This is a genomic window from Tepidibacter hydrothermalis (assembly GCF_029542625.1).
GTDB lineage: Bacteria > Bacillota > Clostridia > Peptostreptococcales > Peptostreptococcaceae > Tepidibacter_A > Tepidibacter_A hydrothermalis.
Genome location: NZ_CP120733.1, coordinates 3,471,202 through 3,494,409, shown reverse-complemented (window position 1 = coordinate 3,494,409; position 23,208 = coordinate 3,471,202). Strand labels below are relative to the sequence as shown.

The following is a 23,208-nucleotide window of genomic DNA, read 5'->3' as shown; positions in this document are numbered from 1 at the left end:
GACATCAGAAGGACAGAAAAAATAAAAAGGCAGGTGAAAATCATGAAATGGATAAATATTAATAAGTTCCATCATCAGATGCATCCAATATCACTTGGGTTGAACTGGTGAAGATTTGTCTTCCATTTGGAATCTTCATTTGTGTATTCAGAAGACCAATAGCAAAATAGATTGATTAGGCACTTTGCATCATGCAGGGTGTTTTTAAATGTATTAAGACCATTGATAAAACAGCTATATGGGCATTATATGACCTTGAAATTTTCAGATAATTACATTTACAATGTTACTACCTGGTGGTATTATAAAATTGAACTTTAATATGCTTATTAAATCAATCAGGATAAGACTTTTAATATTAAAGGGTAAAATATATCAAGGAATATGAAAAGATGCTTATATGAAGCTTATATGAGTTATAGGGGTGAATCGGAAAGGGGTGGAAGGGTGAGTTTTGCAAAGAATTTAAAAAAGGCAATGGATGAAAGAAATATGACACAATCAGAATTGGCAAAACAAATTGATAAAGGTAAGTCATCAATCAGTCAGTACCTTTCAGGAAAGAATGTCCCTAAAGATGATGTGAAGCAGAAGATTGCAGATGCACTTGATTGTACAATTGAATACTTGGATTCAGAAGTTACTGAAAAGGATACTGGATCAGGTATTCGTAATATATCAGTAGCAGAAGCAGCAAGAAGACTTGGAAAATCACAACAGTACATAAGGGTTGGACTTCAAAATCAAAGACTTCCTTTTGGAACTGCTGTATATGTGAAAAGATGGTCATATCATATTTCACCTAAATTGTTGACCTAAATTGTTGGATGAATACATTGGAAAAGATACTTATGAAAATAAGTAAAAAAAAACAGTTATTAATGACTGATAAAATATATGATATTCGTGATACAGAAATGATACACATATTTTATGAAGCCTTGTTTTTCAAGTGAAAATATAGAAATATGAGAAATGAAATGCAGTAAAATCAAGGGTTGCAAAACCTGAAAACAATAAATTGACAGAGTGGGAATAGAACAAACAAAACCTGTAACCCTTTATTTATAAGGGGTTACAGGTTTTTTGATTTCACAAATGTATAAGCAATGACAACTATATATTTTTGAACATTTTATGTTGTTGTTGACTGTAAATTGTGAAGTTTTGATTCAAAAACTAAAATAGCTATCAGCGTTTCAATATCTAATAGCTGTTTGTCTACAATCTGAAAAGGCTCTTGCTATAAACTAGAGCCTTTTTTAATCATATCTAACAGTTTTGATAATGCTGGGGATATATACTTGTCTTTTCGGTGTATAAACATGGTTGTAACATTAACATTAAATTTAGGGAAGATATGCTGTAGATCACTTCCATTTAAAATGTACCTTTTCACCAAACTTCTTGGCATCATAGTCACTCCAAGGCCAGCGGATACACACCCCATGATGGCATCTAGAGAGCCAAATTCCATAGTCTTTTTGGGGACAATCCATTGACTATGTAAAAAATCTTCGAGTTTCTTTCGATATGCACAACCTTTATGAAAAACTAGAATTGTACAGTTATTTAACTTATCCAGAGTTATACCCTGAGCAACTTGTGTATTTGTAATCAGTATGAGCTCTTCATCCACAAACTTCGTTTGAATGAGGTCGTCATGATAAATAGCATCAGCAATAAATGCTCCATCAAGTTCATGTTGCAAAACTGCATTGAAGTTACCTTCAGAAACACCTGATGTAAGGGCTAACTCGACTTTAGGAAAACTTTTATGAAACTTTGAAATTAGCTTCGGAAGTCTTATCGCTGCTGTTGTTTCTATATATCCAATATTTAATTTCCCTTTTATAGTTTGACTGTCTGTGACTTCATTATTCATCTCTTCAATTAAACTCAAGATTCTCTCTGAATAAGCTAACAACGTATGTCCTTTATCTGTTAAAGTCACACCGCGATTATGTCGATAAAGCAATGTCGTTTCAAACTCTGCTTCAAGTTGCTGAATTCTTGTAGTTATATTAGATTGAGCATATTGAAGTTCTTTCGCTGCGCCAGATATACTTTGATTCCTTGCGACTGATTGAAATATTTCTAAGTTAAGTAAATCCATATTCAGAATGCCCCCCTCTTGTTATCAGAAAATAAGATATTTAGTATCAAGTATTATTATTATACAAGATATCAGAAAAGGTGTATACTTATTGTGAATAGACCTAAAGTAGCTATATAGCATTCATTTTATGTACTGAAAATGGTTTGTTAAACTGTAAAAGAAGACGGAATAACCATATTCTACGCTGGAGATTTTAACTGGTATAAAAGAGATTAGCTTAACCACTTTTTTCAATCATGGATTCTGATTGGATGAATAGGCAGGTCTGAGACTGTGATTGAAAAGGGAGAATATATAAATTTGGAGGGGTTCTTATGAGAAATTTCGTTGATTGTGCATGGGTTGAAAAGCATATGGATGATGAAGAACTATTTATAATCGACTGCAGGTTTGGTTTGTTTGACGCTTCATATGGAAAAGGGGCGTATGCTAAAGGACATATAAAAAATGCATTCTATTTAGATATCAACGAGGATCTTTCGGGTGCGCAAAAAGCCCACGGCGGGGCAAGACCGGTACCTGAACTTTCGATATTGGGTAAAAAGCTTGAAAAAATGGGGCTGAGAATGGATTCACAGATAGTATGCTATGACGACAGGACATACAGTTCCGCAAGGGGATGGTGGCAGCTCAAAAACATGGGTTTTGAAAATGTATACATACTGAACGGTGGATATGAAGCGTGGAAGCAGCTAGGTCTTCCTATTTCTAAAGAGTGTCCCGAGGCAAGACAGGGAGGAAGCATTAAGATTGAGCAGTTTCATGACATATATTGCGACATAGAGTATGTGAAAAAAGCTATGTTGAACTCCAATATAGTACTTTTGGATTCCAGAGAACACCGTCGCTACACAGGTGAGTATGAGCCTTTGTATTCAAAAAACGGGCATATACCTGGTGCAATGAATCTGCACTGGCAAAAAAATGTGAAGGATGACGGAAGATTGAAGGAAAGGTCTATGCTTGAAAAGAATTTCAGCTTCGTAAATAGTAAGATGGAAATAATAACATACTGTGGATCGGGAATAGACGGTGCATTGAACTTTGTAATTTTAGATGAACTTGGCTACAAGGTAAGGCTGTATGTGGGCAGTATCAGTGACTGGATAAGCTACGAAGAAAATATACTTGAATGTGTTTAAAATGATTTATAATATACAATGAAATTAGCTGAAACTCTTGCCGGTGTTTAGCACCAATACACCTTATCCATCTAAAAAAATCAAATATTAAAACTTCGCCCTTAATTAATTGCGAAATTTTAGTACAGATTGTTGATAAAAAAAGTAGGTCTTAATTTTAAGTAATTAAGATCTACTTTTTTTATGAAATATAATTTTATTTTAATTAAATTTAAATTTTTTTCATATTTATACAAATTTCGCTAAAATTATTTACATATAATTCAAAAGATAATATAATATATACTAATGTACTACTAATTAACATTCTTAGGGAGGATTAAATGTATTATGTTTGTTTATTTGTTGTAACATTTTTATGTACATATTCATTTTCATTTGTATTTAAAATTTTAGAAGATTATAAGCATTATAATAGATCTTATGAAATTAATGATGATGATACAGATAAAGTATTTTGGATATACATTGTATTTGTAACTATGCTATTTATAGTAGTGGTATACTATTATGAAAACATAGATAAAAATCTAAATCAGTTTATAGTATTTTTTATATTCTTATTTATATGTTGTTCGCTTTTAAGTTATTTTGTATACTTAGTAGTAGATAAGTTATATAAGGAAAAAAGCCAAAAGAAAGATATTCAGTTATATGCTAATATGATAGAGGAATCTCTTGAGAATCTGAGAGCATTTAAGCATGATTATAGGAATACCTTGATGTGTATAAGTGGTTATATAGCTAGCAAAAATATGGAAGGATTAGAAAAATACTTTTATGAAAATCTGGTTAATGATAAATATATAAACAACAGTATATATGGAAGTATAAATATAAATAATATACCTCTTAAAGGATTGATAAATTTAAAAGCATCAAAAGCAAGTTCTTTGGGAATTGATTTTAACTTGAATATAGAACAATACATAGAAGACTTTATTTTAAAAGACGTTGATATATGCAAGATATTTGGTATATTAATAGATAATGCTATAGAGGCTAGTGTGGAATCTAAAGAAAAGATAATAAATATTAATATCAATGAAGAAAATGAAAAAATAATTATAAAAATTTCAAACACATACAATTTAAAACCTGATTTAAATAATATATTTATAAAAGGATATTCTACTAAAGGGAGAGATAGAGGACTAGGTCTTGATATAGTTAAAAAAATTAATGATAAACAGTATACAAATATGAATATGAATACATATATAAAAGAAGATTTATTTAATCAAGAAATAATTATAGATAAAAAATAGCGATGGTTTAAACCATCGCTATTTTTTATCTATAAAGAAACTATATAATTTTCGTTATGAGTTTCAAAAAAGTTTACATTTGAAATTTTTTTAAAGAAGAACTTTTTTATTAAATATATAAATTAAAATTTAAATAACACTAATTAATGTCAAAGTATACAAAATTATTGTCGTATAGTGTAAAATATAAAATAAAGATAAATTTGGACATATTTGAAATAAATAACAAAATATAATACATTACAAACTTGCGAAGGACGGATGAATGAAATGATTAATGTGTATGATTTTATAATGACAGGTTTATTTAGTTACTTTTTTATTTATGTATTCAAAAAATTTGAGGGGAATATAGAGAAGAATTTAAGATTAGAAGTAAAGTATGTGCTGTTAATAACATTAGTAGATTTTATTATGAATATAGTAGCTGTTAAACCTATAAGACTGGGAGTATATTATATACTTTTAGAAGTAGCTATATATTATATAATAAGAAAAAAGAAAGATAACTTTTTTTTATCTTATATTTTGACCTTTTGGATATTTCAAATAGCAGATATAGGTGCAGGACTTTTTTTATATAAAAGCAATATCGTTCCTAAAGTGCTAACTGAAAACATGTATTTTAATATAATAATACCTAATATATTGGTGGTTGCTGTATCTATAGTGTTATGTAACATTTTATTGAAATTTAAAGAGATAAATAAAAAGATAATTTCTGAAGAGGAAAAATTCCTTTGGGTATACATAAATGCTTTTATATTAGTTTATATGAGTTACATATATATGTATAATGATTCGAAAAATATGCAAAATATAATTACTGTTACATTTGTACTGGTATTTTTTCTTTTCATAAGCTATCTCATATTTATGGTAATGAACAAATTAGATATTGAAAAAAGCGAAAAGAAATATATACAAATATACAATAATATTATAGAAGAATCTTTAGATAGTATGAGAGAATATAAGCATGATCAGAATAATATATTGTTATCAATTGGCGGATTTTTAGCAAAAGATGATATGAATGGATTAAAGAAGTATTTTTATGAGGATATATGTAAGAACCAAAAGATAAACAATAAGAAGCTATACGGACTTAATAAAATAAATAATAGTCCTATAAAAGGTTTGATGAGTTTTAAAGTTTCAAAAGCTATTTCAAATAAAATAAATTTGAATATAGATATAAGTGATGATATTAGCAATTTTTACGTAGAAGATATAGATATGTGTAAAATATTTGGAATATTACTTGATAATGCAATGGAAGCAAGTATGGAATCATATGAAAAAATATTAAATATTGGCATATCAAATAAAAAATCTGAGATTAATATAATTATATCGAATTCATTTAAAAATAAACCTGATATCAATAAAATATTTGATAAGGGATATTCTACTAAGGGCGAAAATAGAGGATTAGGTCTTAATACCGTAAAGAAATTATCAAAAACTAAGTATACTAATATGTGCATAAATACAAGAATAGAATATGAATTATTTAAGGTAGAACTTATATTAAAAAAATAGAACAACCGAAGTTGTTCTATTTTTTTAATAATGATTTTGGAGCTGTAGGTTCTTCAAGAAGTCCTTTAGGACAACAAAGGCCTATAGATGTAGTAGCGAAGAAAAAAGCAGAAGTAAATATAAATGTAGATACTATAGTTTTTAACTTATTCGAAATCTTCATAGTTTTTATACCTCCTGTCAAATATTTTATATGTAATAGGGTGTATAGCTATACACTCTAATAACATCACAAATAAGAATATATTAGATATTGTTTGAGTTGTGCAGACTAAAGATAGAATAATGTATATAATTCCAACTAAAATAGAGGAAATTTTTTTCTTTTTTCTAGTTAATGCATTGAGCAAAGGTCTTTGTTCTGTATCTGCTGGAGCGTATTTATATAGTATATATAGTATGAATGTAGATATACATAATTTAATACTTATAGTAAGCGATAGTAGCCTGGATATGTAAATTAAACTAAAAAATGATATACAGCTATAAAAAAGACACAACTTTCCATTTTTCATATGTATACCATGCGCTTTACCTCTGATAAATCCAAATAATAGATAACTTAAAATACTGTACTTAAGCATGCCTAAAAAATAAGCAAGTCCTAAAAATATAGGAAGTTTATAAAGCTCCATTAAAAAAAGATTTAGACCATACTTGGCAATTTCTAAATCATCTTCAGATTTGTTTTTTATATAAGGTTTTATTGAATCGAATATAGTGTCGGTTGTCTTATAAATAAAATTCATATTTAACACCTTTCCTTTGTATATTATGAATTATAACAATAAAATACAAAAAATTCAAATAATACTTAATTAAGGAATATAAAACCAAAATAATATTAATCCACCTTAATATCCATTAATATTTAAATAATATATAATTTGCAGGTAATGTATATTTAAATGTCGAATAATGTTTACAGTATAATAAATACAATAGGGGGAGGTTTGTTTCAAAATGGAAGTCAAAATTACAAAAAGAACGCTAAAAAATAAAATTACAACTGTATCACTTGTATTATTTGGAATATTATTATTTTTTAGTACTTGGGTAAGTAAAGAACTAATTGAAAACAAAATGACTGATGTATTTTTAGAAAAGGGAGTCGAGCAAGTTCAAGAAATAGCATATCAAGCAGAATATATTTTAAAATCAGATGAAAATGATATAGAAAATCTACAGAAGTTTGTAGAAAAAAAAGCTCTTCAAAATAATATAGCTTATGCAATTATTATAGATACTAATGTTACTGCTATAGCTCATAGTGATAAACAAAAAATAGGAAAAGTATATGAAGATGAATATAGTATAGATGGGTCTAAAAATGGAAATATAAAAACATCAAAATTTTATGCAGATGTCCAAAAGATTTGGACATATGATATTATGGTTCCCATATATAAAAATGGAGAACTAGTAGGAGTTGTGGATATAGGGCTACCTGAAAGTGGAATAAAAAAGATTATCGATAGTTTCTTAATTACACAGATAATAACAACTATAAGTAGTTTTGTTTTAATTGGTATATTAATGATTATTGTATTTGGAAAAGTATTTAAACCTTTAGATAAATTAGTTAATCTTATAAATAGAACGAGTGAATTTGATTTAGAAAATGATGATACTTATAAAAAATTAACTAATAATAATGATGAAATTGGAAGAATAACAATATCGATTTTAGAGATGCGAAGCAAAATAGCTGATATAGTTGGTTCAATAAAAACATCATCATACACTATCAATGAAGCATCACAGCACCTTTCTAAAATATCACAAGATACTTTAAGTTCAAATAATGAAATATCTATAACTATTGAAGAAATCAGTAAGGCAACAGAAGCACAAGCTATAGATACAGAAAGTAGTTTGATAAAAATAACTGAATTATCTTCAGAAATAGATAAAATATTAAACATAAGTAATGATATAGCAAGTATGATTATAGAAACTGATACATTGAGTGATAAAGGATCAGAAAACATAAAAAATCTAATTGAATCTACTATAAAAAATAAAGAGATTTCAAATAAAGTTAAAAATATTGTTGTGGATATGGATCAAAACTCTGCACAAATTACAGGTATTGTAGATACTATAACATCCATTGCATCTCAAACTAACTTATTAGCTTTAAATGCTTCTATAGAATCAGCTAGAGCAGGTGAAGCTGGAAAGGGATTTGCAGTAGTTGCTGACGAAATTAGAAAGTTAGCAGAGCAAACTGCTAAATCTACAGAAGAAATAAAAAATCAAATTAGCAGTATTAAAGAAAAATCTAGTTTAGCTGTTTCTGAAATAGAAAGTAATGTAGTTATAGTTGAACAAAATAATGATAATGTAAATAAAACAGAAGAGGCATTTAGTCAAATCTCAAAAGCACTAAATGAATTAAAATATAAAACAGATGATGTTTTAGACTTTAGCAAAAGCATAAAGAATAATAAAGATGATGTGGTAGAGTCTATACAAAATATATCTGCAGTATCAGAAGAAACTTCTGCTAGTACTGAACAAATAGCTGCTGCATTAGAAGAATCTGTGAACAATATAGAAGGATTATCAAACCGTGCAACAGATTTGAATGGGCTTTCAGATCTTTTACAATCTGAAATAGATAAGTTTAAATTATAAAAAAATAACGGGTGCTTAAGTCAAAAAATAAGACTTATTAAAATTCGGAGAATGTATTAAATGTTTAAATACATTACTAATTTTTTGATAAGCCTTATTTTTATGTTTTTTTAAAGAATATTTCTTAAACGTTTGTAAAATAATTTTGAGAGACATAAAAGTTATAAAAATAGATATTTGTAAGGGGATTTTAAAAATGTAAAACAACTGAAAAACAAAATAATGTTCGTAGCTGTGCGTACATTTAAAATAAATAATAAAAAAAACAATAAAAAGTATTGACTATTAACGAACAATAATTTATTATTAAATCATAAGATAACTGAATAGCCGAACTTTCTTATATAATCTCCGTAATATGGTCGGGGAGTTTCTACGGAATAGCCTCAAACATTCCAGCTATAAGAAAAGCTTTATATTTCATTAAATCTAGCTAGTTTAAAGCTTTTCTTATATAATTGTAAGAATTGTTTGAGCTAGCTTTATTAAATTTAAGGAGGAATATAAATGCAATTAGCAGAAAAAAAAGTTGATTCTATGGAGCAGCCAAAAGGTATGCTAGAAAAGATATTTAAGCTTTCAGAACATGGAACTACTGTTAAAAAAGAAGTTCTTGCAGGTATTACGACTTTTATGACAATGGCATATATATTAGTAGTAAATCCAATGATTCTTGGTGATGCGGGAATGGATAAGGGTGCAGTATTCATGGCAACAGCACTTGCATCTGTAATAGCAACTTTTGTTATGGCGTTTTTTGCTAACTACCCAATGGCGCTTGCACCTGGTATGGGTCTTAATGCATTCTTTGCATACGGAGTTGTTTTAGGTATGGGATATTCATGGCAATTTGCTTTAACTGCCGTATTTATAGAAGGTATCATATTTATATTACTTACATTTTTCAACGTTCGTGAAAAAATAATAAATGCAATTCCTCAAACTTTAAAAAATGCTGTTACAGCAGGTATTGGATTGTTTATAGCTTTTATAGGACTTGTAGGAGTAGGATTCATAGAAGCTGGAGGAGCAATATTAACACTTGGAAATCTTAAAAGTCCATTAGCATTACTTGCAATATTTGGAATTATACTTACATCAGTTTTACTTAGTAAAAATGTTAAGGGAGCTTTTTTAATAGGAATGATAGTTACATCAGCAATAGGTATGGTTACAGGAATAGTAGCAGCGCCTCATAGATTAATAGATACACCACCGTCTTTATCTCCGATATTTATGGCTTTTAGACATATACCATCATCTGAAATATTCAGTATGGATATGGTAGTAGTAGTATTTACGTTCTTGTTCGTTGATTTATTTGATACTATAGGATGTTTAGTTGGTCTTGCTAGTAAGGCTGATATGTTAGATGAAAATGGAAATCTTCCAAGAGCAAAGCAAGCATTATTTGCAGATGCTGTAGGAACAACAGCAGGAGCTATGCTTGGAACTTCTACAGTTACAGTATTTGTTGAGAGTGCATCTGGTATAGCAGAAGGTGGAAGAACAGGTCTTACAGCTTTCACAACAGGAATATTATTCTTAGTATCAACTTTATTCGCACCTATATTTACATCAATACCATCACAAGCAACAGCACCAGTATTAATACTGGTAGGAGTTATGATGGCATCATCACTTCTTAAAATAGATTTTAATGATTTTACAGAGGCAATACCAGCTTTCTTAACAGTTATAATGATGCCACTTGCATATAGTATAGCTGAAGGATTGGTATTTGGAATAGTTTCATATACAGCAATAAAGCTTTTAACTGGTAAAAAACACGAGATTCAACCTACTTTATATATTTTATCTTTACTCTTTATATTAAAGTACGGATTCGCTGGTTAAATTAAATAATAGCCCTAATTTATAGAAAATTCTATATGGGGCTATTTTTTTACTCATAATCAAGTATAAAACTTGAATATATGTATGATATTGGTAAAAAACTGTAGTGTCAACTATTTTGAGTAACAGAGAGCGTAGGACTCGTTGGCGAGATGAGCTATGAGTTAAAAGCGAATTTTTATACTCATTTTAGGACAAAATGGGATTTATAGGATAAAATAAAATTTATAGGAGGTGCCTTATGAAGGTAGCTATAATAATGGGATCAAAGTCAGATTACCCTAAATTGGAAGAAGGAGTAAACTTATTAAAAAAATTTGGAATAGAAGTTGAAAAGAGAGTTTTATCGGCTCATAGAACACCTGATGAGTTGATGAAGTTTATGGAAAATATAGATGATGTTGATGTTATAATAGCCGCTGCTGGAAAAGCTGCACACTTAGCGGGAGTTGTTGCATCTCATACTTTAAAACCTGTAATAGGAATTCCTATTAAATCATCAACTTTAGATGGTATGGATTCTTTACTTTCGATGGTTCAAATGCCAAAGGGAATTCCAGTTGCAACTGTAACAATAGATTCTTCTTTAAATGCATCATTGCTTGCATCTCAGATAATGAGTCTGAAATATGAAAGTCTTAAAACTGAACTTGAAAATCACAGAAAAGAAATGGCTAAAAAAGTATTAGAAGATGATGAGATTGTAAGAAATTTATAAAATAAAGTTAGTAAATAAAATGAGAATAATTAAAATACCGCAACTTAATCAATCTTTTAATACAACTAAAGATTGTATCTTATTAAATATCCTAAAACTTCTTCAACTCCCTTACGGTCAGACAAAGAAGTTTCTATACGTATATCTAAACAATACAATCTAAGTTGTATAGTAAAAGATTAATCAAAAGTAGCTAACATTTAAATTATCCTCATTTTAAGAATAGTTAGGATAACAAGTTAATTGAAAGTTAAACTTAATTTTAGATAAATACTATTTTGAGGAGGTAAAAAATATGGAAATGCTTTATGAAGGAAAGGCTAAGAAAATTTTTAAAACTGACAATAATGGTGAATATCTAGTTTATTATAAGGATGATGCTACTGCATTTAATGGAGTTAAGAAGGATGAGATAAATGAAAAGGGAATTATAAATAATAAGATATCTTCTTATGTATTTGAACTTTTAGAAAGCAATGATATAAAGACTCATTATGTAAAAAGAATTTCTGACAGAGAAATGATAGTTAAATCTGTTGAGATAGTACCTCTTGAGGTTATAGTTAGAAATGTATCAGCAGGATCTATGTGCAAAAGATTTGGAGTAGATGAAGGTTTAGAATTTAAATCTCCTGTATTTGAATTTTCATATAAGAATGATGATTTAGGAGATCCTTTAATAAATGATTATCATGCGATAGCTTTAAAACTTGCTACAAAAGAAGAATTAGATTATATAAGAGAACAGGCTTTTAAGATAAATGAACTATTGAAGACATTTTTCAAAAAACTAGATTTAAAATTAATAGATTTTAAATTAGAATTTGGAAAAACTCAAGATAACGAGATAATACTTGCGGATGAAGTATCTCCTGATACTTGTAGATTATGGGATGTAAATACAAATCAAAAGATGGATAAGGATAGATTTAGAAGAGATTTAGGAAATGTAATAGATGCTTATAAAGAGGTTCTTAGTAGAATAGAGTTATAAAACCAAACTAAAAGTTCTTATCTTCATCTTTATAGCATGGAGTTTTAGAACTTTTAGCTTTTGGATAAATACTTTTAGCTTAAGTTAAGATAGGGGGTATAAATATGTGCGGAATTATAGGTATTAGCTCCGATAAAGATATATCAAAAGAGCTATATTATGGACTTTACTCTCTACAGCATAGGGGGCAAGAGAGTTGTGGAATAGCTGTTTTAAATGAAGATAACAATAGTATAAACTATCACAGGGGGATGGGCCTTGTATCAGATGTCTTAAGAAAAGAAGAGCTGGATAATTTAAATGGAAATATTGGTATAGGTCATGTTAGATATTCAACTGCTGGAGGAAGCCATGTGTCTAATTGTCAACCACTTGCTGGGGTTTGCAGAAGAAGAAAATTATCTATAGCTCATAATGGGAATTTGATAAACCACAATTATTTAAGACAAGCTCTTGAAGAAGAAGGATTTATGTTTCAAACATCTATAGATTCTGAAGTTATATTATATATACTGTCTAGATATTACAAAGGTAACATTATAGATAGTGTAAAAATTACTATGGATTATATAAAAGGAGCATATTCTCTAGTAATACTTAGTGAGGAAGGGCTTGTAGCTGTTAGAGATCCTTACGGATTTAGACCTTTGGTTCTTGGTAAAAAAGGTAATGAATATATAGTTTCATCTGAGAGTTCTTCTATAGATATACTTGGAGGAGAAGTTATAAGAGATATAGAACCAGGAGAAATAGTTCTTATAAATAATGGAGAAGTTAAATCTTATAACTATAAAGATAACTATAAAGAGAAGCAGAAAACTTGTATATTTGAACATGTTTATTTTGCTAGAAATGATGCGATAATAGATGGAGTTAATGCATACGAATTTAGAGTAAGATCGGGTCAAATACTTGCAAAAGAAGATGATATAGATGCTGATATAGTAATACCTGTTCCTGATTCGGGAATACCAGGAGCATTAGGATACAACAAGGAGAGTAATATACCTTTAAAAGAAGGACTAGTTAAGAATAGATATGTTGGAAGAACATTCATAAAGCCTACTCAAAGCGAGAGAGAGATAGGTGTCAAATTAAAACTTAATCCTCTAACTTCTGTAGTTAAAGGAAAATCTATAGTATTAATTGATGATTCTATAGTTAGAGGAACAACATCAAAAATACTTATAGACTCACTTAGAAAAGCTGGCGCAAAAGAGGTACATCTTAGAATAACATCACCTCCAGTTAAGTATTCTTGCTATTTTGGAATAGATACACCTAGGAGAAGTCAGTTAATAGCATCTAAAAATTCTGTAGAGGATATAAGAAAGGAAATAGGTGCTGATTCGCTGAAGTTCTTATCTACAGATGCACTTATGAAAGCAGCAAATTGTAAGAATATATTCTGTATGGCTTGCTTTGATGGTAAATATCCAATAGAGCCTATGGTGGAGGAGGATTAGTATGAACAAGATAAGTTATAGAGATAGTGGAGTTAATATAGATGAAGGAAATAAGGCAGTAGATATTATAAAAGAAAAAGTTAAATCTACTTATAACAAAAATGTTTTGGGCGATTTAGGAAGCTTTAGTGGTCTATATAGTATAAAAGATTGCTTAAGTATGAAAGAACCAGTTTTATTATCTTCTACAGATGGAGTTGGTACTAAGCTTAAAATTGCTCAAATTATGGATAAACATGATACTGTAGGTATAGATTTGGTTGCAATGTGTGTAAATGACCTTATATGTCAGGGAGCAAAGCCTTTGTTCTTTTTAGATTATATAGCTACGGGAAGTCTTAAATCAAATCAAGTAGAAGATATAGTTTCAGGAATTGTAGAAGGATGTAAGGATTCTGGATGTGCACTTGTAGGTGGAGAAACAGCAGAAATGCCTGGAATGTACAGTGATGATGAATATGATTTAGCTGGATTTTCAGTTGGTATATGTGATAAAGAAAATATAATAACTGGAGAAAGTGTCAAAGAAGGTGATGTTCTTATAGGTATATCATCTAGTGGAATACATAGTAATGGATTCTCTCTTATAAGAAAAATATTCTTAGATAAGCTAAGTTGGACACTTGATAAGTATGTAGATGAGCTTGGAAAAACTTTAGGAGAAGAACTATTAACTCCTACTAAAATATATGTAAATACAGTTATGGATTTAATATCTAAACACAATATAAAATCTATAGCACATATAACTGGTGGAGGATTAATAGAGAATGTTACAAGGGTTATACCTGAAAATTTAGGAATAACTGTAAACAAAAATTCTTGGAAAGAATTGAATATATATTCTCTTATAAAAAAATTAGACTTAGTAGAGGAAAGAGAATTATATAGAAGTTTCAATATGGGAGTAGGACTTGTAATCATAGTAGATAAAAAAGATGCAAATGAGATATTAGAGTGTATAAATCAAACTGAAGATGCTTATATAATAGGAGAGGTTACTACTGATAGTGGAGTAGTATTATGCTAAATATAGCAGTTATGATATCAGGTTCTGGAAGTAATCTTCAAAGTTTGATAGATGGTTGTAAAGATGATATAAATGGAAATATAAAGGTAGTAATATCTGATAATAAAGAAGCTTATGGACTTACAAGAGCTAGAGAAAACAAAATAAAAGCTGTATATGAAAAAGATGAAAAAAAGATAATAGAAATTTTAAAGAATGAAAATATAGATTTGATAGTTTTAGCTGGATATCTAAAGATAATAAGTGAAGAATTCGTGAATGAATTCAAAGATAAGATAATAAACATTCATCCATCTTTGATACCTTCATTTTGCGGTAAGGGGTATTATGGTAAGATTGTTCACCAAAAGGTTCTTGAATACGGTGCTAAAATAACGGGAGCTACAGTTCATTTTGTAGATGAGATGGCAGACAATGGTCCTATTATAATTCAAGAGGCTGTATATGTTGAAGATACTGATACTGTAGATACTCTTCAAAAAAGAGTGCTTCATGTGGAACATAAGATAATTAAAAAAGCAGTCAAGTTATTCTGTGATAAAAAGGTTGAAATTAGGGGAAGGAGAGTGCTTATAAATGAATAAAAGAGCGTTAATAAGCGTTACTAATAAAGAGGGAATAGTTGATTTCGGAAGAGAACTTGTGAAACTTGGATATGAGATTGTATCAACAGGAAATACTTATAAAATGTTAACAGAGTCTGGTGTTGAGGCAATTAAAATAGATGAAGTAACAAAGTTCCCTGAAATATTAAACGGAAGAGTAAAAACTTTAAATCCATATATACATGGTGGAATATTATTTGAAAGAGATAAATGTGAACATATAGAGACTATAGAAAAGCACAATATATCTCCTATAGATATTGTTGTAGTAAACTTATATGATTTTGAGGGATCTCTTAAAAAAGATGAAGACCATGCTAAAATGATAGAAAACATAGATATTGGAGGACCTACTATTATAAGAGCAGCATCTAAAAACTATAAAGATGTAACAGTAATAGTTGACCCTAATGATTATGATACTATAATAGATAAAATCAAAAACAATTCCTTATCTGAACAAGATAGATTAAATCTTGCCTTTAAAGCCTTTTCAATAACAGCTCGTTATGACTCTTTAATTTCAACTTATTTTGCAAATAGTTTAGGAGAAAAGTATCCTCAATATTTAAATTTAACATTTGAAAAACAGTACGAACTTAGATATGGAGAAAATCCACATCAAAAAGCTTGCTATTATAAAGATAGTTTCAGTCAAAATAGTATACTAGATTTTGAAAAACTCCATGGAAAAGAATTGTCTTTTAATAATATAAATGATTTGAACGGTTGTCTTAATATAATGAGTGAATTTAAAGATGAAGAATATGTAACAGCAGTTGCGGTAAAACATACTAATCCATGTGGAGTAGCTATTGGAGAAAATTCATGTGAAGCATTCAAAAAATGTTATGAGTCAGCCCCTGTATCTATATTCGGAGGAATAGTGGGAATAAATTCTACTGTTGATGAAAATACAGCTAAAATGATGCATGATATATTCTTAGAGATAATTGTAGCATATGACTACACAGATAAAGCTCTTGAAATATTAACTCAAAAGAAGAATGTTAGAATACTTAAAATAGATGATTTAAATAAAAGTAGTAGAGGATACGATCTTAAATACTTAGATGGAAAGCTTTTAGCACAAGATGAAAATGATAAATTGCTTGATAAGTTTGAAGTTATAACTGAGAATAAGCCAAATGATAGAGAAATAGAAGATATGAAGTTTGGAATGAAAATAGTTAAAAATATGAAATCAAATGGAATAGCTGTAGTTAAGGATGGAAAAACTATCGCACTAGGGCCTGGACAAACTAGTAGAATATGGGCACTTGAAAACAGTATAAATAATAATAGTGACAAGGACTTTGAAGGTGCTACACTTGCATCAGATGCATTCTTTCCATTTGATGACTGTGTAAAATTTGCTGCAAAATATGGTATTAAAAATATAATCCAGCCTGGAGGATCACGTAATGATGGAGATTCTATAAAGGCTTGTGATGAGTTAGGAATATCTATGGTGTTTACAGGGGTTAGACATTTTAAACACTAAAAAATAAGGTACGGGGTGATTTTATGAAAGTTTTAGTAGTTGGAAGTGGTGGTAGAGAGCATGCTATTTGCCATAAGCTATTAAATGAAGATAAGGCCAGCAAAATATACTGTGCTCCCGGAAATGCAGGTATATCTGAGATTGCTGAAATTGTTGATATTAAGGATAGCGATATAGATGGTTTAATTGATTTTGCAAAGAAAAATGATATAGATATTACTATAGTAGGACCTGAACTTTCTCTTGTAATGGGAATAGTTGATGAGTTTGAAAAGAATAATATGAAGATATTTGGACCTAACAAAGCTTGTGCACTTCTTGAGGGAAGTAAGAGTTATTCTAAAGAGTTTATGATAAAACACGATATTCCTACTGCTAAATACAAGGAATTTAATAATTTAGATGAAGCTATAAAAAACGTTGGTATATACGGATATCCTGTTGTGGTTAAGGCTGATGGTCTTGCTGCTGGAAAAGGTGTAATAATAGCTACTTGTGAAAAGGAAGCTGTTGATAGCTTGAATGATATGATGCAAAATAAAAAATTTGGATCAGCTGGAGAAAAAGTAATAATAGAGGAATTCTTAACTGGCATAGAGACATCTATACTCACTTTTGTAGACAATGAAACTATAGTACCTATGGTAAGTGCAAAGGATCACAAGAAAGTATTTGACCATGAGGTTGGACCAAATACTGGAGGAATGGGAACATTCTCACCAAGTGATATATACAATGAAGATTTACAAACAGAGATAGATAATAAAATATTAAAACCTATAATAGATGGTTTGAAAAAAGATAATTTAAAATATAAAGGTATACTTTTCATAGGACTTATGATAACAAATGATGGCCCAAAGGTTTTAGAGTTTAATGTTAGATTTGGGGATCCTGAAACACAGGTAGTTTTAACAAGACTTGAAAGTAGTTTGATAGATATAATAGAGAGCATATTAGATAATAAATTAAAAGATACTGATATAAAATGGAGTGATAAGAAAACTGTTTGTGTAATGCTAACATCAGGTGGATATCCTAATAACTACGAAAAAGGAAAAGTTATAAACATAGGTGATTTAGACGAAGATATAGTTTTATTCCATAGTGGTACTAAAAGAGAAAAAGAAAATTTAGTAACAAATGGAGGAAGAGTTATAGGGGTAAGTGCAAAGGCAGATACTTTAAAGGAAGCTACGAAAAAAGTATATACAAATATAGATAAGATATATTTTGATGGAATGCATTATAGAAGAGATATTGGGGAGTGTGAGTAATATGTCTAATATAAAAAGATTGTTTGTAGAGAAAAAATCTGGATTTGATGTAGAAGCTAAGAAGTTACTTAGAGACATAAAATTAAATTTGGGTATAAAAAATATAGACAATATTAGGGTTTTAAATAGATATGATATAGAGAATATATCAGAAGATGTATATGAAAAGTCTGTTAAGAGTATATTCTCTGAGCCCAACATAGATAATGTATATCATGAGAATATAGATATTGATGATAATTCAAAGATGTTCGCTATAGAATATCTTCCTGGGCAGTATGATCAAAGAGCTGATTGGGCTGTTCAGTGTATTGAAATACTAACTCAAAATAATAGACCTTTAGTTAACTTCGCTAGAACTATAGTAATAGATGGGGAAATTGACAATACTGAGTTTGAAAATATAAAGAATTACCTTATAAATCCTGTAGATTCAAGAGAAGCTAGATTAGACAAACCAGAAAATTTGGTTGTAGAAATAGATTATGTAGATGAGGTTGAGGTTGTAGATGGTTTTATAGATATGGATGAGAATAATTTAAAAGACTTCATAAAAGATAGAGGTCTTGCAATGATGTATGATGATTTGGTGTTGATACAAGGATATTTTAGAGACACTGAAAAGAGAAATCCTACTATAACTGAGATAAAGATAATAGATACTTATTGGTCAGATCACTGTAGACATACTACTTTTTTAACTAAGGTAGAGAGTGTAGAAATAGAAGATGGTAAGTATTCAGATATAATAAATAAGACTTATGAGGAGTATAAAGAATCTAGAAGTTACGTGTATGAATCAAGAGAGAAAGATATAACTCTTATGGATATAGCAACTATATCTATGAAGGAGCTTAGAAAAAAAGGACTTTTAGAAGATTTAGATGTATCTGAAGAGATAAATGCATGTAGTATAAATGTAGATGTAGAAATAGATGGAAAAAATGAAAAATACCTTGTAATGTTTAAGAACGAAACACATAATCATCCTACTGAAATAGAGCCATTTGGAGGAGCTGCTACTTGTCTTGGAGGAGCTATAAGAGATCCTTTATCAGGAAGAAGTTATGTATACCAAGCTATGCGTATAAGTGGATGTGCAAATCCTCTTCAAGATATAAGTGATACTCTTGATGGTAAGTTACCTCAAATTAAGATAACTAAGGAAGCAGCACATGGATATAGTTCTTATGGAAATCAAATAGGTGTGGCAACAGGTTTTGTTGATGAAGTTTATGATGATGATTTTGTAGCAAAGAGAATGGAAGTAGGAGCAGTTATTGCTGCAACACCAAAGGATGAAGTAATAAGAAAAATTCCACAGGCTTCAGATGTAGTTATATTAGTTGGTGGAAGAACTGGAAAAGATGGATGTGGAGGAGCTACAGGTTCATCTAAAGAGCATAGCGAAGAGTCTATATCTACTTGTTCTGCTGAGGTTCAAAAGGGAAATGCTCCAACTGAAAGAAAGATACAAAGATTATTTAGAAATAAAAAAGTAAGTTCTATGATAAAAAGATGTAATGACTTTGGTGCTGGTGGAGTATGTGTAGCTATAGGAGAGCTGGCAGATGGTATAGATATAGATCTTAATAAGGTACCTAAAAAATATGAGGGTCTTGATGGAACTGAAATAGCTATATCTGAATCTCAAGAGAGAATGGCTGTTGTTATAGATAAAGAGAACCTAGAAGAGTTTATAAAGCATGCAAATGAAGAAAATGTTGAAGCTACTCATGTTGCAACTGTGACAGATACTAATAGAGTAAGAATGAGTTGGAATGAAAAACTTATAGTAGATGTAAGCAGAGATTTCTTAAATACTAATGGAGCAAAACAATACACAGATGTATTAATAAAATCCACAGATGAAGATACTAATTATTTTGAAAATACAGAAATAGTTGGGGATAACTTGGAAGATAAGTGGATAAATAGATTAAAGGATCTAAATGTATGCTCTAAAAGAGGATTGATAGAAATGTTTGATACATCTATAGGTGCTGGAACTGTACTTATGCCTTTAGGTGGTAAATATCAATCAACTCCTGCGGATGCTATGGTGTGTAAGATACCTGTGTTAAAGGGAAGTACAGATACGGCTAGTGCCATGGCTTACGGTTACAATCCTAAAATAGGAAAATGGAGTCCATTCCACGGTGCTATATATGCATTAGTTGAATCAGTATGTAAGATAGTATCTGTTGGTGGAGATTATAGCAATATAAGACTAACGTTGCAAGAATACTTTGAAAAAATAGGAAAGAATAAAGAAAAATGGGGAAAACCATTTAGTGCGCTACTTGGTGCATACTTAGTTCAGAAGAAACTAAATATACCTGCTATAGGTGGTAAGGATAGTATGTCTGGAACATTTGAAGATATAAACGTACCTCCTACATTAATATCATTTGCTGTTGATATTGTGGATTCAAATTACGTTATATCCCCAGAATTTAAAAAAGCAAATTCTAAAGTGGTATTATTATCCACAAAAAAAGATGATAATTATATTGTAGATTTTGACTGCTTAAAATCTAATTTAGATACTATAACAAAAAATATAAGAAACAAAAATATAATATCTGCTTATCCTATAAAGGGTGCAGGAATATGTGAAGCTGTAAGTAAGATGTCATTTGGAAATAAAATAGGATTTGAGTTCAAAGATGAAATGAGTGATAAAGAGTTATTTTCACCTGACTATGGAAGTTTCATTCTTGAAGTTGAAGACAAAGTTGATGTAGATGAGATATTTAAAAACTGCGACTACAAAGTATTAGGAAGCACTAACTCTAGTGATAAAATTGAAATAAACAATATAGAAATAGAAATGGATACAATGTATAGTGCTTGGAGCAATACACTAGAAAAAGTGTTCCCAACTAAAACTACAGATATAAATCAAAAAATAGAGACTCTACACTATGAAAAAACAAATATAATAAAACCAAGAACTACTATATCAAAACCTAAAGTATTAGTTCCTGTATTCCCTGGAACTAACTGCGAATACGACTGTATAAAAGCATTCGAGAGAGTAGGTGGAGATTGCCATACTAGTATATTCAAAAACTTAAAATCACAAGATATACAAGATAGTATAGATGATTTTGTTAAAAAAATAAATCAATCTCAAATAATAATGTTACCAGGTGGATTTAGTGCAGGAGATGAGCCGGATGGGTCTGCTAAGTTTATAGTGAATGTGCTAAAGAACCCTAGAATAAAAGAAGCTATTATGGAGCTTTTAAACAATAGAGATGGATTAATGTTAGGTATTTGTAATGGATTTCAGGCACTTATAAAACTTGGACTACTTCCTTATGGAGAGATAAAGGATATTGATGAAAATGATCCAACACTTACTTACAATAATATAGCTAGACATCAATCTAAGGCTGTAGAAACTAAGATAGTATCAAACATATCTCCTTGGATGTCTAACGTAAAAGTTGGAGATATACACTCTATACCTATATCACATGGAGAAGGTAGATTCGTATGTAATGAAGATATGATAGAAAAGCTTATAAAGAATGGTCAAATAGCTACTCAATATGTTGATAGAAATCAAAATGCAACATACGATATAGACTTTAATCCAAATGGTTCATTCTATGCAGTTGAAGGAATAACTAGTCCTGATGGAAGAATATTAGGTAAGATGGGACACTCAGAGAGAATAGGAGACAATGTACTTAAGAACATACATGGAAATACAGATCAAAAATTGTTTAAATCTGGAATAGAGTACTTTAAATTATAAACTAATAATTTGAATTAAAAGATCCACTAAAATAATTTTGAACTTAAAGTATCCCTACGAAAGTTAGACACAAAATCTGACTTTTGAAGGGATACTTTTTATAATGAGTAGGAAATTATATTCCTATTTAAATTAAGGATAAGTATAATTTTCGTTACGAATTTCAAAAAAGTTTACATTAAAAATCTTTAGAAATAAAGACTTTTTTATTCATTTAAATTAAATATTTAATTTGAAATAGATTAATTTAAATAAATAATATACTAATGGTATAAAAATAGCTGGTAGCATATTGCCTACTTTAAGCTTCTTTAACTCTAATATATTAATACCTAAAGCCATAATAAGTACTCCGCCTATTGCTGATATTTCACGAATAACACTATCAGTTAAAAATACCTTCATAAATGAAGCTGCAATTGTTATAAAACCTTCATATAAAAAAACAGCAAAAGAAGAAAATAAAACACCGATTCCTAAGGTAGAAGAAAATAAAATAGATAAAATTCCATCTAGTATTGATTTAGCAAATAATGTTTGATGATTTCCTGTTAATCCACTTTCTAAAGAACCTACAATAGCCATTGATCCTACACAAAACACTAAGCTTGCTGTTACAAAGCCTTTTGCAATACCACCTTCTTTATCTGATAATTTACTTCCTATAAAGTTACCAAGCTTATCTAAATTATCCTCTATTCTTAAAAATTCTCCTAAAACACTTCCTATTGCCAAACTAAAAATCATAAGTAATAATTCTTGTGTTTTTATTGCACTCATAATTCCTATTAAGAAAATAGCCAAAGCAATAGAATTTATTACTGTTTCCTTATACTTATCGCGTATCCCACTTTTGAAAATCACTCCTACTATACTTCCTACAATGATTGCTAATGCATTTACAATACTTCCTAACATCTCTATATCCTCCCTTTCTTAAATAAAAAAAATCTTTCATCCCTATAAATATATATATACATATATATTTATAGGGACGAAAGATTAATCTCGCGGTACCACCCTATGTGCAGCAAATATAGCTACCTCTTTATTCAGGTCGACTTAAAATTATCATTAATTCTTAGTGAACCCTAACCATATATCGGTGGTAACCGTCTTCGTTTACTCAATATATCTTTCAACTTAGAAGCTCTGGAGTGATCATTATATACTCTAATTAACACCAACTCTCACCAAATGTTGGTTCTCTGTAGATAATACCTGAATATTTTTGTCTCCGTCTTTGCTTTTTATATTAAAATTACTTATATTAC

18 protein-coding genes, 1 riboswitch and 1 other annotated feature are annotated in these 23,208 nt (G+C 29.5%); of the genes, 14 read left to right on the top strand and 4 right to left on the bottom strand.

Translation table 11 applies throughout. The features are described 5' to 3' along the window. Positions 1–447: 447 nt before the first annotated feature. Positions 448–819, top strand: a complete 372-nt coding sequence (locus P4S50_RS16475) for a helix-turn-helix domain-containing protein (RefSeq protein ID WP_277731929.1) — start codon at positions 448–450, stop codon at positions 817–819. Between the two features lie 424 nt (positions 820–1,243). On the opposite strand, the gene P4S50_RS16470 is transcribed toward P4S50_RS16475, so the two are convergent. Beyond that, positions 1,244–2,116 carry a LysR family transcriptional regulator gene (locus P4S50_RS16470; protein ID WP_277731928.1) on the bottom strand — a complete coding sequence of 291 codons (873 nt, stop codon included), beginning with the start codon at positions 2,114–2,116 and terminating at the stop codon, positions 1,244–1,246. A 317-nt stretch (positions 2,117–2,433) separates the two neighbouring features. On the opposite strand from P4S50_RS16470, the gene P4S50_RS16465 reads away from it, so the two are divergent. The 3 genes from P4S50_RS16465 to P4S50_RS16455 all read left to right on the top strand — a co-directional run bounded on the left by P4S50_RS16465 (position 2,434) and on the right by P4S50_RS16455 (position 6,074). Continuing rightward, the gene (locus P4S50_RS16465; RefSeq protein ID WP_277731927.1) at positions 2,434–3,261 is read left to right on the top strand and encodes a sulfurtransferase; all 828 of its coding nucleotides are present in this window, start codon (positions 2,434–2,436) and stop codon (positions 3,259–3,261) included. A 323-nt stretch (positions 3,262–3,584) separates the two neighbouring features. Beyond that, entirely contained in the window at positions 3,585–4,529 is a 945-nt protein-coding gene (locus P4S50_RS16460) for a sensor histidine kinase (protein ID WP_277731926.1), read from the top strand. 261 nt (positions 4,530–4,790) lie between these two features. Then, complete coding sequence (locus P4S50_RS16455) at positions 4,791–6,074, top strand: sensor histidine kinase (RefSeq protein WP_277731925.1); 1,284 nt, start codon at positions 4,791–4,793, stop codon at positions 6,072–6,074. A gap of 16 nt (positions 6,075–6,090) precedes the next feature. Here the strand turns inward: P4S50_RS16455 and P4S50_RS16450 are convergent, their stop codons facing one another. Both P4S50_RS16450 and P4S50_RS16445 read right to left on the bottom strand, forming a co-directional pair. Further along, positions 6,091–6,237: a hypothetical protein gene (locus P4S50_RS16450; RefSeq protein WP_277731924.1), complete on the bottom strand. Its 147-nt coding sequence runs from the start codon at positions 6,235–6,237 to the stop codon at positions 6,091–6,093. Next, complete coding sequence (locus P4S50_RS16445) at positions 6,221–6,823, bottom strand: accessory gene regulator B family protein (RefSeq protein WP_277731923.1); 603 nt, start codon at positions 6,821–6,823, stop codon at positions 6,221–6,223. The genes P4S50_RS16450 and P4S50_RS16445 overlap by 17 nt, the downstream gene beginning before the upstream one ends. A 214-nt stretch (positions 6,824–7,037) precedes the next feature. On the opposite strand from P4S50_RS16445, the gene P4S50_RS16440 reads away from it, so the two are divergent. From P4S50_RS16440 to P4S50_RS16395, 10 genes are all read left to right on the top strand, one after another. Then, positions 7,038–8,714 (top strand): methyl-accepting chemotaxis protein, encoded by a 1,677-nt coding sequence (locus P4S50_RS16440; RefSeq protein WP_277731922.1) that lies wholly within the window; start codon positions 7,038–7,040, stop codon positions 8,712–8,714. 320 nt (positions 8,715–9,034) lie between these two features. After that, a riboswitch (purine riboswitch) is annotated at positions 9,035–9,136 on the top strand. 85 nt (positions 9,137–9,221) lie between these two features. Beyond that, positions 9,222–10,571, top strand: a complete 1,350-nt coding sequence (locus tag P4S50_RS16435; protein ID WP_277731921.1) for an NCS2 family permease — start codon at positions 9,222–9,224, stop codon at positions 10,569–10,571. A gap of 241 nt (positions 10,572–10,812) precedes the next feature. Further along, complete coding sequence (gene purE / locus P4S50_RS16430; protein ID WP_277731920.1) at positions 10,813–11,289, top strand: 5-(carboxyamino)imidazole ribonucleotide mutase; 477 nt, start codon at positions 10,813–10,815, stop codon at positions 11,287–11,289. 295 nt (positions 11,290–11,584) lie between these two features. Continuing rightward, a complete protein-coding gene (gene purC, locus P4S50_RS16425; protein WP_277731919.1) occupies positions 11,585–12,283 on the top strand; it encodes a phosphoribosylaminoimidazolesuccinocarboxamide synthase in 699 nt (232 codons plus the stop codon). A 104-nt stretch (positions 12,284–12,387) separates the two neighbouring features. After that, the gene (purF, locus tag P4S50_RS16420) at positions 12,388–13,749 is read left to right on the top strand and encodes an amidophosphoribosyltransferase (protein WP_277731918.1); all 1,362 of its coding nucleotides are present in this window, start codon (positions 12,388–12,390) and stop codon (positions 13,747–13,749) included. A gap of 1 nt (position 13,750) precedes the next feature. Then, complete coding sequence (gene purM / locus P4S50_RS16415; protein ID WP_277731917.1) at positions 13,751–14,779, top strand: phosphoribosylformylglycinamidine cyclo-ligase; 1,029 nt, start codon at positions 13,751–13,753, stop codon at positions 14,777–14,779. Then, positions 14,773–15,363 (top strand): phosphoribosylglycinamide formyltransferase, encoded by a 591-nt coding sequence (gene purN, locus P4S50_RS16410; RefSeq protein WP_277731916.1) that lies wholly within the window; start codon positions 14,773–14,775, stop codon positions 15,361–15,363. The genes purM and purN overlap by 7 nt, the downstream gene beginning before the upstream one ends. Further along, complete coding sequence (gene purH / locus P4S50_RS16405) at positions 15,356–16,888, top strand: bifunctional phosphoribosylaminoimidazolecarboxamide formyltransferase/IMP cyclohydrolase (RefSeq protein WP_277731915.1); 1,533 nt, start codon at positions 15,356–15,358, stop codon at positions 16,886–16,888. The genes purN and purH overlap by 8 nt, the downstream gene beginning before the upstream one ends. A 23-nt stretch (positions 16,889–16,911) precedes the next feature. After that, positions 16,912–18,165, top strand: a complete 1,254-nt coding sequence (purD, locus tag P4S50_RS16400) for a phosphoribosylamine--glycine ligase (protein ID WP_277731914.1) — start codon at positions 16,912–16,914, stop codon at positions 18,163–18,165. A gap of 1 nt (position 18,166) precedes the next feature. Next, positions 18,167–21,934 (top strand): phosphoribosylformylglycinamidine synthase, encoded by a 3,768-nt coding sequence (locus P4S50_RS16395; RefSeq protein ID WP_277731913.1) that lies wholly within the window; start codon positions 18,167–18,169, stop codon positions 21,932–21,934. Between the two features lie 219 nt (positions 21,935–22,153). Here the strand turns inward: P4S50_RS16395 and P4S50_RS16390 are convergent, their stop codons facing one another. Continuing rightward, positions 22,154–22,852 carry a DUF554 domain-containing protein gene (locus P4S50_RS16390; protein WP_277731912.1) on the bottom strand — a complete coding sequence of 233 codons (699 nt, stop codon included), beginning with the start codon at positions 22,850–22,852 and terminating at the stop codon, positions 22,154–22,156. Positions 22,853–22,921: 69 nt separating this feature from the next. Continuing rightward, positions 22,922–23,187, bottom strand: a binding site (T-box leader). Positions 23,188–23,208 lie beyond the last annotated feature (21 nt).